The organism is Lysinibacillus sp. 10T31, from assembly GCF_056394365.1.
This window is the reverse complement of the sequence record NZ_JBFTHS010000043.1, coordinates 46209-62801: the sequence shown is the minus strand read 5'-3', so window position 1 is coordinate 62801 and position 16593 is coordinate 46209. Positions and strand designations below refer to the sequence as shown.

The 16593-nt window shown below is 38.7% G+C and carries 16 protein-coding genes; 2 read left to right on the top strand and 14 right to left on the bottom strand.

Features of this window, described 5'->3' with window-relative positions; genetic code table 11:
- Positions 1-800: 800 nt before the first annotated feature.
- Positions 801-1073: a hypothetical protein gene (locus AC1DCY_RS20850; protein WP_477353297.1), complete on the bottom strand. Its 273-nt coding sequence runs from the start codon at positions 1071-1073 to the stop codon at positions 801-803.
- Between the two features lie 293 nt (positions 1074-1366).
- On the opposite strand from AC1DCY_RS20850, the gene AC1DCY_RS20845 reads away from it, so the two are divergent.
- Entirely contained in the window at positions 1367-1534 is a 168-nt protein-coding gene (locus AC1DCY_RS20845) for a hypothetical protein (protein WP_477353295.1), read from the top strand.
- Positions 1535-1815: 281 nt separating this feature from the next.
- On the opposite strand, the gene lysS is transcribed toward AC1DCY_RS20845, so the two are convergent.
- The 8 genes from lysS to AC1DCY_RS20805 form a co-directional block, all read right to left on the bottom strand.
- Entirely contained in the window at positions 1816-3318 is a 1503-nt protein-coding gene (lysS, locus tag AC1DCY_RS20840) for a lysine--tRNA ligase (RefSeq protein ID WP_477353294.1), read from the bottom strand.
- Between the two features lie 184 nt (positions 3319-3502).
- On the bottom strand, positions 3503-4543 hold the full coding sequence (gene dusB / locus AC1DCY_RS20835) for a tRNA dihydrouridine synthase DusB (RefSeq protein WP_477353292.1): 1041 nt from the start codon (positions 4541-4543) through the stop codon (positions 3503-3505).
- A 189-nt stretch (positions 4544-4732) separates the two neighbouring features.
- Positions 4733-5254 (bottom strand): 2-amino-4-hydroxy-6-hydroxymethyldihydropteridine diphosphokinase, encoded by a 522-nt coding sequence (folK, locus tag AC1DCY_RS20830; protein ID WP_477353290.1) that lies wholly within the window; start codon positions 5252-5254, stop codon positions 4733-4735.
- Positions 5254-5619: a dihydroneopterin aldolase gene (folB, locus tag AC1DCY_RS20825; RefSeq protein ID WP_053485347.1), complete on the bottom strand. Its 366-nt coding sequence runs from the start codon at positions 5617-5619 to the stop codon at positions 5254-5256. Before folB ends, folK begins: the two co-directional genes overlap by 1 nt.
- Positions 5619-6473: a dihydropteroate synthase gene (folP, locus tag AC1DCY_RS20820; RefSeq protein ID WP_477353288.1), complete on the bottom strand. Its 855-nt coding sequence runs from the start codon at positions 6471-6473 to the stop codon at positions 5619-5621. The genes folB and folP overlap by 1 nt, the downstream gene beginning before the upstream one ends.
- A 13-nt stretch (positions 6474-6486) precedes the next feature.
- Complete coding sequence (pabC, locus tag AC1DCY_RS20815) at positions 6487-7326, bottom strand: aminodeoxychorismate lyase (protein WP_477353286.1); 840 nt, start codon at positions 7324-7326, stop codon at positions 6487-6489.
- Positions 7327-7908, bottom strand: a complete 582-nt coding sequence (gene pabA / locus AC1DCY_RS20810) for an aminodeoxychorismate/anthranilate synthase component II (protein ID WP_477353284.1) — start codon at positions 7906-7908, stop codon at positions 7327-7329.
- Positions 7905-9314, bottom strand: a complete 1410-nt coding sequence (locus AC1DCY_RS20805; protein ID WP_477353282.1) for an anthranilate synthase component I family protein — start codon at positions 9312-9314, stop codon at positions 7905-7907. The genes pabA and AC1DCY_RS20805 overlap by 4 nt, the downstream gene beginning before the upstream one ends.
- A gap of 281 nt (positions 9315-9595) precedes the next feature.
- On the opposite strand from AC1DCY_RS20805, the gene AC1DCY_RS20800 reads away from it, so the two are divergent.
- Entirely contained in the window at positions 9596-10444 is an 849-nt protein-coding gene (locus tag AC1DCY_RS20800) for a copper amine oxidase N-terminal domain-containing protein (protein ID WP_477353280.1), read from the top strand.
- 184 nt (positions 10445-10628) lie between these two features.
- Here the strand turns inward: AC1DCY_RS20800 and cysK are convergent, their stop codons facing one another.
- From cysK to AC1DCY_RS20775, 5 genes are all read right to left on the bottom strand, one after another.
- On the bottom strand, positions 10629-11558 hold the full coding sequence (cysK, locus tag AC1DCY_RS20795) for a cysteine synthase A (RefSeq protein WP_477353278.1): 930 nt from the start codon (positions 11556-11558) through the stop codon (positions 10629-10631).
- Positions 11559-12202: 644 nt separating this feature from the next.
- Entirely contained in the window at positions 12203-13174 is a 972-nt protein-coding gene (locus AC1DCY_RS20790) for a peptidyl-prolyl cis-trans isomerase (RefSeq protein WP_477353277.1), read from the bottom strand.
- The gene (gene hslO / locus AC1DCY_RS20785; RefSeq protein WP_477353276.1) at positions 13158-14039 is read right to left on the bottom strand and encodes an Hsp33 family molecular chaperone HslO; all 882 of its coding nucleotides are present in this window, start codon (positions 14037-14039) and stop codon (positions 13158-13160) included. The genes AC1DCY_RS20790 and hslO overlap by 17 nt, the downstream gene beginning before the upstream one ends.
- A 21-nt stretch (positions 14040-14060) precedes the next feature.
- Entirely contained in the window at positions 14061-14828 is a 768-nt protein-coding gene (locus AC1DCY_RS20780) for a type III pantothenate kinase (RefSeq protein ID WP_477353274.1), read from the bottom strand.
- A gap of 792 nt (positions 14829-15620) precedes the next feature.
- Positions 15621-16454 carry an aldo/keto reductase gene (locus AC1DCY_RS20775; protein ID WP_477353272.1) on the bottom strand — a complete coding sequence of 278 codons (834 nt, stop codon included), beginning with the start codon at positions 16452-16454 and terminating at the stop codon, positions 15621-15623.
- Positions 16455-16593: the final 139 nt, after the last annotated feature.

The following is a 16593-nucleotide window of genomic DNA, read 5'->3' as shown; positions in this document are numbered from 1 at the left end:
ACTCTCCATAAAAAGAAATTTGATTAGCTCAAATTGTTTTGCTGGCATCATGTTTGATGTCCAAAATTTTGTTTCGTTCACTAACTCAAGGCTAGCTACTAAAAACTTTATTGATTACGTTTTGCTTGTTCAGTTTTCAAGGTTCATTTCGTTGCCGCTTCTTCAACAGCAACTTTTATATTGTAACACTTCTTGTTTTTGTTGTCAACTCTTTTTTAGAAGTTTTTTCACTTCTTTTCAAAAGCAGCAACTCTTATATAATATCACTCTACGATTTCAATGTCAACATCTTTTTTAAATGTTTTTTTGAATTCGTTTCGTTTCTTGCGTCGTCTTAACGACAAGTAATAATTTATCACGATTCCAACACAACCGCAAGTGTTTTTACTATAAAATTATCTTTTTCTATAAATATAGAATTAGTGAGCTATTTTATGATCTTTCGAGCACTACATAAGTCTTATAATCTTCTAGCTATCACTTTATTTGTTTTACTATACATCTCTTTCTCATAAATCTCAACAAACTAAAGTAAGAAGCGTATCAAAATACGTCTTTTTCTAAGGATACTTTCTAAAGCTCCCCTTAGTACAGGATCAAAGATATAAACGCGCCATTGCTCTAACAAATACTCAACCGCAAAAAAAAGGAGCCAAAGTGGTTCTCCTGCACCTCGACTCCTACTTATTCATGTTTGTTACTTTTTTAACTTTATTGTTCTGCTACAGAAAACAAGAAAAAAGAAATCCTAATAAGTTCCCTTTTAAAAGCGGTAATCAAAATTAATAAATCTACTAATTTTAATTATTTTGTTTATCAGCTACATCTAAGCACCAAGTGAAATTATCCCACGCCGAATACCAACCGCTGAAAATTTCAGAGGAATCATCCCAACGGACATCGAATTTCTTATGACCGTCTATATCCACTAAATATAAAGTAAGAGTTGGATCTGACTTAGAAACCGCCAATTTCATACCATGTTCAAGCTCTTCCTCAGTTAACACAACATCTGAAACTGAGCGCACTTGTGCCTGTTCAAATACTTGTTTGTTAAAAATTTTATAATTCATTATAAGCCTCCATTAAAACTTCTGATAATGTCTATTTCTACTTTATGTGCAAATTATAGAACTCTAAAAGTATACCTTATATTCGTACATCATTTAAATACTCTACTTAATTCTTTCTAAATCAATTATCCCTCGGCATAATTGCGTCCAGAATCGGCTTTGTTTTTGGGCCTGCGTGATGCAGGTCAGTTAACCGTTATCGCATGGATGCGATGATTTTAGGCTAACATCCTTTGTTAACTCCTTTCCGATTCTGCGACATCCGCCGGAGGCTTTAGGCCAACAAATGTTTTTTGCGCGAAAGCGAAGCGACAGCAACAACGTGTTTTTGTCTGTGCGAAAGCGAAGCGACAGCAACAACACAGCACGAAGTTGGTCACTCAGTCGTTGCCACAGGATGTAGCGTTCTTAAACTGAGTTCCTCTATTTCAGCAGGTGTTTGGACACCCACTAAAAAGTAGCTTAAATCCGCATTCATCTCACCACCTATAGAGGTGGGAGACTTCTGTAGCTGACGCTTTGCTTTCGGTACAAAAGACACTTGCTGAAAGAAGTTAAAACTTTTCAAACACTATCTAATGTAATACTATTTCATCTCAGCGGATGCAAAACAGGAGTCTTAGTGCTTTTTTCGCACCTCGACTCCTGCTTATTCACAATAACTTCTTAATGAAGCTATTTTCCCTAGCTCTACTACCGCTTTTTATCCCGAATATAGTCGTACTATATCCTTTTAAAACAACTATTTAGTAGTATGACGCATTGTTGGGAATAATAATACGTCGCGAATTGATGGTGAATTTGTAAGAAGCATGATTAAACGGTCGATACCGATACCTAATCCACCTGTTGGTGGCATACCGTATTCTAATGCTTCAATGAAATCATTGTCCATTTCGTGTGCTTCATCATTACCAGCTTCTTTTTCAGCTAACTGAGCTTCAAAGCGTTCACGTTGGTCAATAGGATCATTTAGTTCTGTAAAGGCATTTGCATGCTCACGTCGAACGATAAATAGTTCGAAACGGTCTGTGAAACGCTCGTCCTCTGGGTTTTTCTTCGCTAGAGGTGAGATTTCTACTGGATGACCATAAACAAATGTAGGCTGAACAAGAGTTTCCTCGATCTTTTGCTCGAAGAACTCGTTAATAATATGCCCTACCTCATGTGTTTCTTTAACTTCTACTCCATGTTCTTTAGCAAGCGCTTGAGCTTGTTCCTTAGTCATAGGTTGCCAGAAGTCTACACCTGTAGCTTCTTTTACTGCATCTACCATATGAACTCGTTTCCAGCCTACAGCAAGATTAATTTCATCTTCACCGTATTGAACTGTAGTAGTACCTAATACCTCTTGAGCTACATGAGCAATAAGGTTTTCAGTTAGAGACATAATATCTTTGTAATCCGCATAAGCTTCATACAGCTCTATCATTGTGAATTCAGGGTTGTGGCGTGTTGAAATCCCTTCATTTCGGAAAACACGGCCAATTTCATATACTTTCTCTAGTCCACCAACAATTAGACGTTTCAAATGCAATTCGATTGCAATACGCATATATAATTCCATATCAAGTGCATTATGGTGTGTAATAAACGGACGAGCCGCTGCACCACCAGCAATTGTATGAAGCATTGGTGTTTCTACTTCTAAATATCCTGAGTTATCTAAATAATTGCGAATAGCACGGATAATTTTAGAACGAGTAATGAATGTTGTTTTACTATCCTCATTCGTCATTAAATCTAAATAACGTTGACGGTAACGTTGCTCAACATCTTGTAAGCCATGGAATTTTTCTGGCATAGGGCGTAAAGCTTTTGATAGGAATGTAAATCCTTCAGCTTTTACTGAAAGCTCTCCTACTTGTGTTCGGAATACATTACCACGAATACCTACGATATCGCCTAAGTCAGCTTGTTTAAATAATTCATATGCTTCTTCGCCAACATGATCCTGACGAACGTAAATTTGAATTTGGCCACCTAAATCTTGAATATGTGCAAAGCCAGCTTTTCCTTTACCGCGTTTCGTCATAATACGACCCGCAATAATTACCTCTTGTAGGTTTTCTTCTAGCTGCTCTTTCGTTTGATCTGCAAATTGTTCACGCACTTCTGTTGATAAATGCGTACGTTCAAAACGACTACCAAATGGATCTAGACCATTTTCTCGAATAGCCGTCATTTTTTGGCGTCTCACCAAAAGCTGATCATTTAATTCTTCTATGTTTGACACTTGTTTCACTCCTTATTAAATTGTCCGCGTTGCGTTTACGTCCATAATATTTCTATTGTACACAATTTTATTGCTGTAATCATCTGTTTCGATTTAATTTCCATAAGAGAAGAAATGATTAATAATTCTAAAAATTGAAGTTTGCAGAAAAATAGACGTCTCAAAACGAACAGTGAGACGTCTATTTAATGTATTAAAGAATTAATTCTTTCGCTTCTGGTACTATTAATTTAGATTCAAGCTCTTCATAGTCTTGTACAATTCCATTTAATAGTGCACGAAGCTCTACTGCAGTTTCTGTTTGATTAATCGCTTTACGCGCTTTACCATTGCCGCGAATACCTTTTAAATACCATGAAGCATGTTTACGCATTTCACGTACAGCCACTGATTCTCCTTTTAATTGCATAAGGCGTTCAAAGTGAAGCAAGCACACATCAATTTTTTCACGTACACTAGGCTCTTCCTTTAGCTCACCAGTTTCAAGGTATTGAACTGTACGATAAATCATCCATGGATTACCTAAAGCAGCGCGTCCAATCATTACTGCATCCACACCAGTAGTATCTAGCATACGTTTTGCATCTTGAGGAGTTTCTACATCACCATTACCAAGCACAGGAATTTTTACATTTTCCTTCACTTGACGAATGATATCCCAATTTGCTTTTCCTTCGTACATTTGTACACGTGTACGTCCATGAACAGCTACTGCTGAAGCACCAGCACGTTCGGCAGCTTGTGCATTCTCAACAGCAAAGATATGCTCGTCATCCCAACCAATACGCATTTTCACGCTGACAGGTTTTTTTACTGCATCTACAACAGCTGCCACCATTTCATATAATTTATTCGGATCTAAAAGTAAACGGGCGCCCGCTTCACATTTAATAATTTTATTAACTGGGCAGCCCATATTAATATCGATAATATCGGCAGTAGTGTTTTCATCTACATACTTGGCCGCTTCCACTAGCGTTGTTTTATCACCGCCAAAAATTTGTAATGAAAGTGGATTTTCACGCTCATCGATATAAAGCATACCTAGTGTTTTTTCGTTCTTCTGGACAATCCCTTTATCACTAATCATTTCTGCATAAACTAGCCCTGCTCCGAACTCCTTAACAGTTAAACGGAAAGCAGAGTTACAGATTCCTGCCATTGGTGCTAATACGACACGGTTGTCCATGACTATATCGCCAATTTGAAACGGCTTCTCAGTTGTCTGACTCAACGTTGTTTTCCTCCTCCTAGAGGTTTTCAACTATTCCTCTATAAAAATATCTGTCGTTAATGCTATGCAAATCAATCATGCCTCGGTATAACTGCGTCCAGAGGCTTTAACCGGATGTTTGGATACCCACTGACACATAAGTTATAGGCAATCAATACACCGATAATCTTTGACTACCGGATTAGAAACTTAATTAACGGACTGCATAATTTTTAGCTCTTCTGATGCTAGCCATAAAGTTACGCCTTCCTTTTCACAATCCAACTGTTGCATTATATCATGTGCCCTTTGCAGTTGTTTTCCAACTGGTACAGGCGTAATTTCTATTAGTGGTACTAATACGAAAGCTCGCTCATACATTCTTGGATGTGGAACTATCAAGCTCTCTGTTTCAATATTTTCGTGATTGTAGAGCAGAATGTCAAGGTCTATGATTCGAGGGCCCCATCGAAATTCACGAATACGCCCAAGTTCACTTTCAACCCATTGRCAAATTTTCAGCATTTCGGAAGATGAATAACTCGTTTTAATATGAACAGCAATATTTAAAAAATCTGCTTGGTCAGTGTAGCCTACAGCAGCTGTTTCATAAACACAAGAAATGTGTGCAACTTCAATTTCCTCTTTGCCCTTTAAAAGGGTAACAGCATGTTGTAGGTTTTCAAGTCGATCTCCCATATTTGTACCGATCGATAAATACACATCATTCATTAGTAATCACCTCTCGTTACCTCTACCGATACTTCTTTATAATAGCCATGGATTGGTGGGTCTGGTTTAATAAGCTCCACGCGAACACCCTTAACCTTTTCTGAGTATGTCTCTAAAATACTGTTTGCTATTTTGGATACAAGTGCTTCAATAAGCTTGAAAGGCTCTCCTTCTACGATATCACGGCATAACGCATAAACCTCTGCATAGTTCACCGTATAGTTTAAGTCATCCGTCTCTCCAGCCTTTGTCATATCTACAGCAAGTGATACATTGGCACGGAAGCGTTGGCCGAGTGTTGTTTCCGCTGCTAAAACGCCATGATAGCCATAAAACTGCATATCCTTTAAATGAATATAGTCCATCACGCTTCCTCCTTATAAATACGCTTACCCACTAAAATATCAGCCATATGTGTAGCTCGCGCCATTTCCTTTACATCATGTACACGAATCATATGGCAGCCTTTTTCAATACCGTAAACAACTGTTGCTCCTGTACCTTCTATACGCTCCTCAACAGGCAGCTTTAAGACATTACCAATCATTGATTTACGTGAAGTCGCAAGCAAAACAGGATAACCCATTGCTACTAAATCCTTTAAATGATGCATCATTTCTATATTTTGAGCGGTAGTTTTCGCAAAGCCTATGCCTGGATCTAAAATAATATGATTATCTGGTATACCTGCATTCCGAGCAATAGCAATACTCTTCTCTAAGTCAGCCTTTGCCGTCATCCAGAAATCAGTACCATAATTAGTGTTGTCTCGATTATGCATTAAAATAATTGGTACATTTAAATCTGCGGCAACCTGAGCGATTTCAGGTTCAGCTTGCGCTCCCCAAATATCATTAATAATATGCGCACCGGCTTCAATGGCTGCACGAGCTACGTTCGCTTTATACGTATCAACCGATATAACTGCTGGCACTTCAGCTACTAAAGCTTGAATAACTGGTACAATTCGTGCAATTTCATCTTCATCGGAAATACGTTCATAACCTGGCCGTGTTGATTCTCCACCAACATCAATAATTTTAGCGCCATCAGCTACCATTTTTTTCGCTTGTGCAACAGCAGCTTCAACGTTATTGTACTTTCCTCCATCTGAAAATGAATCCGGTGTGACATTTAAAATACCCATCACAAAAGTTTCCTCTGTATAGTCTAACGTGATACCGTTAATAGTTAATGGTGTTGTATATTTTTCTAGCATGTTAATTCTCCTTCTATTCTTGTTCCACTTCATTGACAAGTGTTTCATGTAAACGCGAATAAACAGGCCCTTTATTGCCTAATAACTGCTTGCTCTCTAATTTAAGAATTGGAACAAGCTCTTGTATAGAGTTAGTAATAAAGCACTCTGAACTTTGCTCTACATCCTCTTTAGTAAAGAAACCTTCTTTCACTTTGATCCCAAGAGATTGTGCTCGCTCTATTACCCACGCTCGGATAATTCCAGGTAAAATACCAGTCTCTAAGGAAGGCGTATATAGTATATCATCTTTCACCCAAAAGATATTTGATGTTACACCTTCAGCAACAAAGCCCTCTTCCGTTAAAAAGAAGCCCTCTTGTTGCGCCAGAGATGGCATCTCAAAACGCCCAAGAACGTTATTGCCATAATGGTGCGATTTCACTCGAAGCCCTTTTTCAGGAGTATTACGCGGTGTTACAAGCCACTGTGCGTTTTTTTCCATACCTCGAGGTGTATCATGTAATTCTTTGCGAAAAACAATAACATTCGGTTGTCTATATTCAGTAGGCTGTAAACCGATACTATGCTCTCCAGCTGAGACATTTATTCGGAAATACCCATCCTGCCCATCGGCTTGTTCATTTAATTGCTGAACAACATTAAGTAATTCCTCTTCAGGATACGGCATATGAATACGATATTGAGAAAGCGCGATTTGCAACCTTTCCATATGTGCTTCCCAGCAAAACACCTTTCCCTTATACGTTCGAAATGTTTCAAAAAAGCCTAACCCGTATAAAAATCCATGATCAAATGGTGAAATGCTCAAGTCCTGCGCCGCTATGTAGTCTCCATTCATCCAGCACAGCATTTACTTCGCTCCCTCAACATACAAATCTATAAATTGGCGTAGAAGCTTTTTACCTTGCTCCGTCATAATCGATTCAGGATGGTATTGCACTCCCTCAATTGGATAGTCCTTATGACGAATGCCCATAATTTCGCCTTCTTCTGTCCATGCCGTCACTTCAAAACATGTCGGTAACGTTTCCTTCTCTACAATTAAGGAGTGGTAACGAGTAGCTGCAAATGGATTTGGCATCCCCTTATGCAAACCTATTTCAGCATGTAGTACAGGTGATGTTTTACCATGCATCAGACGCTCAGCTCGTATTACATTCCCTCCGAATACTTGGGCTATGGCTTGATGGCCAAGGCAAACGCCTAAAATCGGAATATTTCCCGCGAAATACTTAATAATGTTCAGGCTTTCACCTGCTTCATTCGGGCTACATGGGCCTGGCGAAATGACAATCATATCTGGTGCAAGCTGCTCAATATCTTTCACCGTTAATGCATCGTTTCTTTTGACCACTAATTCATGACCAAACTCCCCAAAATACTGTACAAGGTTATACGTAAAAGAATCGTAGTTATCAATCATTAAAATCATTTTGCTCGCTCCTCCGCCATTGCCTTTGCCTGCCACATCGCCTTCGCTTTATTTAAAGATTCTTGGTATTCTCTTTCCGGTACAGAATCAATAACAATGCCTGCTCCTGCCTGAATATGCGCTACTCCATCTTTAACAAATGCTGTACGAATAACAATATTAAATTCCATATCACCTGTGTAACCTAGCCAGCCAATTGAACCTGTATATAATCCTCGTCTTACAGGTTCTAATTCTTCAATAATCTCCATCGTACGAATTTTAGGTGCACCTGTTATCGTTCCTCCTGGGAACATAGCACGGATTACATCTGCATTCGATTTCCCTTCAGCTATTTCTCCTCGTACATTGGAAACAATGTGCATCACGTGTGAATAGCGTTCAATCACCATAAACTCATCTACTTCAACCGTCCCATATGTAGATACTCTTCCTAAATCATTGCGCTCTAAATCAACAAGCATTACATGTTCAGCACGTTCCTTATCGTTATCAATCAATTCCTGTGCTAACGCTAAATCCTCTGCCTCAGATTTCCCTCTTGGTCGTGTACCAGCGATCGGCCGAGTAGACAACTCATTACCGTGACGCTTCACCAAAAGCTCAGGTGAACCAGAAACGACAGCAAAATCAGGTGCTTCTATATAAGCCATGTAAGGTGAAGGATTAAATGCACGTAATGCTTCATATACATCCATTGCAGTTGCATTTAACTTTTTGGATTGGCGTACCGACAAATTCACTTGAAATACATCGCCTTGCGCTATGTATGTTTGGATTTTACTTACCGCGTCCTCAAAGGCAGTCCCAGCAAATGATACTAACAATTCACTTTCGTCATTTACTATTTCTACAGCGCTTGTTTTTTCAAATTTACGTGTAAGCAATCCTTCTTGCGCGGCCTCTTGCCACACATTAGCCCATTCTTCCAAATCCACATTACAGTCTGTTAGCTTCATAAGCGTTACTTTATTTGTTTTCACATCGTGTACTGCCCAGCAATCAAAAATATAAAAGTAGATATCTGGTATATGTAAATCATCGACAGCATTATTAGGTAACACTTCAATTTTACGAGCGTAATCGTATGAAACAAACCCGATAGCTCCACCTTGAAAAACAGGAAGCTCCGCATTATATGAAACGTGATAGTTCTCCACTAATTTCTCTAACAAAGCAAGAGGTTCACCATTTAAGTTTTCAGTCTCACCATTTCTCCAATTTACAAGTAAACCATTCTCGATTGATTGTGCTATAGCTAGCGGATTCCAAGCAGCTATTGTAAAATTTCCTCCGCGTCCACTTTCTAAAAATACATGTGCTTGTTCTGCTTCAGTTTGCTTCTTATAACTATAAAAAAACGAGTCTGCATCCATCGATATTGTTTTCGTCAGTATTGTCTTCAAGTTGCTATTCCCCTTTAAGTCATATGATGTGATTCCATCTTAACTTGAATATTGTTTTGAAGCGAATATTTTTCAATTACCATGTAAAATTTAACTTCTTTCAGCAATTGTTTTATGTAGCGAAAGCGAAGCGTCAGCCACAAGCGCCTTTTGTACTGAAAGCGTAAATATGTATTTCAACTTTACAAATTGTCTAAAAGAAGAGCTTTTGCTATATTAATAGTAAATAGAAAAATTTTCTAATTATGTATGCTTGTTTTATAAAAAGGAGCTGTTATACAATGAAGAAGATTTTTTCGGGAATTTTCCTTGTAATGATCCTCACGCTGACTTCTCTACCTGCATATGCGGCAAATAGTACAATTAAGATCGATGGTGTTGTCGTTACTACAGATGCAGCACCAGAAACTAAGAATAATCGAACAATGGTGCCTTTGCGTGTTATCAGCGAAAATTTAGGAGCAACAGTAAATTGGAAAGACTCCAAAGTAACACTAACGAATAACAAAATGCAGATAACGTTACAACCGAATAGCAACACCGTTATAAAAAACGGTAAAACAGAGTTACTTGATGTCAAACCGTATTTAAAGAACAATAGACTATTTGTTCCTATTCGATTTATTGCAGAGACTTTTGGTTGTCAGGTCAATTATCAAAATTCCACAGTAACAGTGGATACTGCGTCATTGCTTATAAACAATGTAAAAGTAAAAGCTACTCAATATGAATACCACATGACAATGGGTGGGATCGTACAGCAGATCCAAGGGAACACCTATAATAAAGCCTTATATAAAGTTTTCACTGAAAATAAAGGAAAAGTTGTTGATGCCCCTGCTAACTATTCATGGCAAATTAATCTAGACGATCCGGGTTCCTATTATAAGGATGGGCAATATAATTTTATGAGTCATGAAAATAAAAGCATTCAACAGTTTGACCTTTATTCTTTAAATGGACCCTTCTCGGATGAAGAATTGAATGGATACCCAGAAGTATTAATTCATGATGTTACTGCAGATAAATGGTATTTATCCACTGTTAAAGCACGTGAATCTATTAGTCAATTAATTAAAACTGCCACTAACAATGGCTTCGTAAAAGTCTTAAGTAATACAGTTGTATAGTGAAGACTATTCTAATCATATTTTTTGAACTGCTCCATAGATGTTAGTTATACTACTAACATTTACGGGCAGTTTTTTTAATTATTGATTGCAGGGTCGTATTTTTCATTTGGCACAAATTTTGTGCAAATCGACTAAAAAAAAGACTCCTCGTTAAAGGAGCCCTTACTTACAAATAATTGGATTAGTCTTCAAATTGATATAAAGGTGTTGATAAATAACGTTCCCCATTAGAAGGTACGATTGCAAGAACATTAGAACCCTTACCTAAACGTTTTGCTGCTTCAATCGCAACATGAATAGCTGCACCTGATGAAATACCACATAAGATGCCTTCTTCACGTGCTACTTTACGAGCTACCTCGAAAGCAATCTCATTTTCAACTGGAGATATAGAAGAATATACATCTGTATCTAACACTTCAGGTACGAAACCAGCTCCGATACCTTGAATTTTATGAGGCCCTGGTTGACCGCCAGAAAGTACTGGTGAATCTTTTGGCTCAACAGCAATAATTTCAATATCTGGATATTTCTCTTTTAGCACGGCACCCGCACCCGTAATAGTACCACCTGTACCGACACCAGCAACAAATGCATCTAATTTTAAACCTTCAAATGCTTCTACAATTTCTGGACCAGTTGTTAAACGGTGAACAACCGCATTGGCTGGGTTCGTGAATTGTTGTGGCAAGAAGTAGCCATGCTCAGCAGATAATTCCTCCGCTTTAGAAATTGCACCTTTCATACCTGCTGGTCCAGGTGTTAATACAAGCTCTGCACCATATGCACGTAATAAGTTACGACGCTCTAAGCTCATTGTTTCTGGCATTACCAAAATCGCTTTATAACCTTTAGCGGCAGCAATCATCGCAAGACCAATACCTGTGTTACCAGAAGTCGGTTCAATAATTGTACCACCTAGCTTTAATGTACCATCTTTTTCAGCCGCTTCAATCATCGCTAAAGCTAAACGGTCTTTCACTGAGCTACCAGGGTTAAAATATTCTAATTTTACATAAACAGTACCTTCGTTTTCACCTGTTGCATGATTTAATTTAACAATTGGCGTTTTACCAACTAATTCAGCTACTGAGTTTGCTAATCTACTCATTTATCAATCCACTCCTAATCCCTACTAATTTTATAGGTTTTACTTATTTTTGATTTTATCAATTTTTCCATTCGATTGTCAATAAATATAACTTATATTTTCAGAATATTTATTACAACCGATCCAAATTAAATTTCGCCCTGGCGTAATTACGTCAAAAGTTTTTTGGGCAAATGAAGGAAAACAAAAATCTGCTCAATATCCTGGGGCAGCCATTACTCTGTTGACGCTAAACGTCTGCAGGGGTTTCCCTGGCTCACTTTTCCCGCAGATATCTCGCAGATTCTTTAACTTCTTTCAGCAATTATTTTTATGTAGCGAAAGCGAAGTGACAGATACAGAAGTCTCCCACCTCTATAGATGGTGAGCTGAAATAGAGGAACTCAGTCTAAGAACGCCACGTCCTGTGGCAACGACTGAGTGACCAACATCGTGCTGTGTTGTTGCTGTCGCTACGCTTTCGCACAAAAAACATCTGTTGCTGCCGCTACGTTAGCACTGCGCTTTCGCACAAAAAACATCTGTTGCTGACGCTGCGTTAGCACTACGCTTTCGCACAAAAAACATCTGCAGGCCTAAGCACAAAGCCGATTCCGGACGAGATTATGCCTAGGCATAATCGATACTCATTTCAGAGCAATCTGTTATTTACCTTTTTTCGCTTCACCGTAATACCAAGTTGCATTAAATTCAGACCAAAACGTTTCCGGTGTAACATGTTGTGGCAGTTGCTCTAACGCAAGCTCACGTTCAATATGTTCTTTCACATCGTCATATGTAAAGGATTGTCCTTCTGTTATCTCTTGAACTTGTACAATTCCGTAATGACCGTTAGCAAGCTTAAACGCTTTACTGACCTCACCTGCTTTTAAAGCCTTCACTGCTTTTAAAATGGCTGGATCGACATTTTCCTGTTTTTCTGTGAGGAAACCAATATCTCCGCCTAAGCTAGCTGACGCACTGTCTACTGAAATTTCACGTGCTAGCACCGAAAAATCAGAGGGATCTTTTATTTCCTTTGATGCTTCCTCAGCAGCTTTTTTCGAATCCACTTCTATAAAATTCGTACGATAGCTTGTTTTCGTATTGTACAGTGCCTGATTTTCCTCATAATATTTTTCAATACTGTCTTCTTTTATAACCATATCTTTTGTCAGTACTTTATCCAAAATAAGCTGTGAGCGGATTTTTTGTCGCAGTTGCTCTGATGAAAGGTTTTGCATGGCAGTATCAAATTTATCTTGAGCAGAACGCATTAAGGCTAATTCTAAATCAATCTCCTTATCCGTTACTTGTATTTTAAACTTTTCAGCTGCCTTTTCCATCACAGATTCATTCACTAAATTTTGTAGCGTCTCTTTACCATAGCGTTCTTCCATGGCAACCATCCACTCTTGACGCGTAATAATATCCCCGTCAACGGCAGCGACTTGCTCGTCGCTACCAATTTCCTGGTCTTTATTAGGAATTAACCAAGTAATAAACCATAAAATATTTCCTAATAATAAGATTGCAATAACTGTTAAAGCAGGTTTTGTCTTCAGACGACGTTGCAATAAGGGCGTTTGGTTGGGTGTTGCAGAGGATAAAGGTCGTCGATTACGCGTTGAGCTCATCGATGAATCCTTCTAACTCTTCTTTTGAGAAGTGGTATGTTTCTAAACAGAAGTGACATTGTGCTTCCGCTTCGCCATCCTCTTCAATCATTTCTCGAATCTCCTGTATCCCTAACCCTAAAATCGCTGCACCAAATCGCTCTTTTGAACATTGACATTTAAATTCTACCGGCATGGAATCTAAAATTTGTAGATGGCCTTTTCCTAATACAGCTTCTAAAATTTGCTCAGGTGTAAAACCTTTTTCAATCATTTTTGAAACAGGCTCTATAGTAGCAAGATGTTGCTCAATTTCATTGATTGTCTCTTCCTCACACCCTGGCATTAATTGAAGGATAAAGCCACCAGCTGCAAGAATTGTGTTATCAGGATTTACTAAAACCCCTAATCCAACTGATGAAGGCACTTGCTCCGATGTAGCGAAATAGTAAGTAAAGTCCTCAGCAATTTCACCTGATACAATTGGCGTTTGTCCAGAGAACATGTCTCTCAGGCCAAGATCTTTTACGATTGTTAATGAACCCTCTGTTCCAACACCCGCTCGAACATCAAGCTTACCGTGCTCATTTAAATCGAAATGAACGTGAGGATTTGTTACAAAGCCACGTACTTCACCGTGCGCATTACTGTCAATTACCATTGGACCGATTGGACCGTTACCCTCAATTTTAACAGTTATTTTTTCCTCACCTTTTAACATGGCACCCATCATCACCGCAGCAGTCATAGAACGACCAAGGGCTGCCGACACAACAGGCCATGTATTATGACGACGTTGTGCTTCTCCTACAGTTGTTGTTGTACAAGCTGCAAAAACGCGAACCTGTCCATTGAACCCTAAACCTCGTACTAAATAGTCTTTCATAAATGAAATGTCCCTCATTTCTTATTGATTGCGTTTATATAGCTTATATAAGCCTTTTAATGTTAAAAACGGATCGACTACATCAATAGTTTGCGTCTCCCCAGCAATTAAATTTGCTAATCCTCCAGTAGCAATTACTAAAGGCTCTTCCTTACTTTGTGCTTTCATGCGGTTAACAATTCCCTCAACTTGCCCAACGAAGCCATAAAAAATCCCGGCTTGCATCGCAGATACCGTTGTCTTTCCAACAATATGTGTTGAGCGCAATATTTCAATACGTGGCAATCTTGCTGCCTGTGTATAGAGCGCCTCCGTTGAAATCGAAATACCTGGAGCGATAGCACCGCCCATATAATCGCCCTTTTCGTTTAAGTAACAATATGTTGTGGCAGTACCAAAATCAACAATAATCAATGGTGCTTTATAAACATCAAGAGCTGCAATAGCGTTCACTATGCGGTCTGAGCCAACTTCACGTGGGTTTTCATATTTAATATTCAATCCTGTTTTCACACCTGGTCCTACAACGAGCGGTTTTTTACGAAAATACTTTTGACACATCGCTTCTAACGAAAACATTATTGGTGGGACAACAGAGGATATAATAATACCTGTAATCTGTTCAAATGAAATACCTGCATGATTAAAGAAAGATAATACTTGCATTGCGTATTCATCTTCTGTTTTATGAAGGTCTGTCACCATACGCCAATGGAAGGCCAATTGATCGTTTTCATCATAGACACCTAATACGATATTCGAATTTCCTGCATCTAAAACTAAAATCATGGTTGATGCCTCCTATTTATTGCCCCTCATCGTCATTGTACCTGTCATTATGCGATTGATACAACTAAAACAATGCATACTCATGCACAAAAAATAAAGATCAATTATCCCCCGGCATAATTGCGTCCGGAATGGGATTTGCGCTTACACAAAGAAGTTAAAACACTTTAGAAAATGATACCACATTTTTATTACTATGAAATAGCATACATGCTCACTGTAAAAAGGAGAAACCCTAGTTGTTAGGTAGCTCCTTTCAAATTAAATCTAATACTAAAAAGTGCAGTTGATTTCCGTTCCAGGCTACTCGCTTTCCTGTGGGCGAGCGACGAGCCGCTTCCTCCGCTCCGTGCAGGGTCTCGCCTGTCTCGCTTTCCTACGGGAGTCGAGTAGCCTTCCACTCCAATCAGCAATAGTATAGAACTTTTATAAAATTTATGCATTTGTTGTTGCTGTCGCTTCGCTTTCGCACAGACTAAACCCTTTTGTTGCTGTCGCTTCGCTTTCGCACAGACTAAACCCTTTTGCTATAAAACTACATGTCTAAGGATACTTGCTATGTGAATCAATTGATTTACTTTGTTAAAACGTATGTCATGTGATTTGGTTGATTGGAGTGGAGGCTGGGCGACTCCTTGGGGATTAGCGTCACAGATGAGACCCTGGAGCGAGCAACGCGAGTGAAGCGGCTCATCGGACGCGCTCAGTCGGAACGGAAATCAACCCCTCGATTTGCCGAAGATCCATATTAAAAAAAAGGAGCCACCATCATATTAGGTAGCTCCTTACATTTTATTTAAAATTAAATTTTTCTGGGTCTGGTCCGCAACGTAGTCCATCATTTAGTGTATCTAACTGAGCCATTTCTTCTTCTGTTAATACAAAGTCAAAGACCGTTAGATTTTCCGTCATACGCGCAGGAGTCATTGTTTTTGGAATAGTGACTACACCATGCTGCACATCATAGCGTAAGACGATTTGTGCTGGCGTTTTGCCATATTTAGAAGCTAGCTGCTGAATCAATGATTCTTCCAACAAAGAACCATTCATTAGTGGTGACCATGCTTCTACCTGTATTCCTTTTCCCTTACAATAGTCACGTACTTCCTCTTGAGTTAAGTGCGGATGGAATTCAATTTGATTAATAACAGGAACAACTGATGTTTCCTTTAATAAATTTTCTAAATGGTGCACATGGAAATTACTAACGCCAATTGAGCGTACACGGCCATCTTGATAGATTTTTTCAAGCGCTTTATAAACATCAACATAATTTGTGTCTATACCTGGCCAGTGAACTAAATATAAATCTAAATAGTCTAGCCCTAACTTCTCTAAACTACTATCATAAGCTGCAAGTGTTTCTTCATAGGAAAGTCCATCATTCCAAACCTTTGATGTTACGAATAATTCTTCACGTGTTACTAAGCCCTCGTCAATTGCTGCACGAATTCCTCGTCCAACACTTTCTTCATTGCGATACACTTGGGCTGTATCAATGCTACGGTAACCTTTTGCAATAGCTGTTTTAACCGCCTCAGCCAAGTCATTCCCTTCAGGCACTCGAAAGACGCCATAGCCGATTAACGGCATCTCTAAACCATTATTCAATGTTACATTTCCCACGTTACAACACTCCTATCTATTTTGGTCCTAAAAAATTAAGAACCTATATACGCAGCTGCGTAATATAGATTCTATCGTAATACCTATTACAGAAAAAAGGCAAAGAAAAAGACTGCTTACTAAAATCGTAAACAGTCTT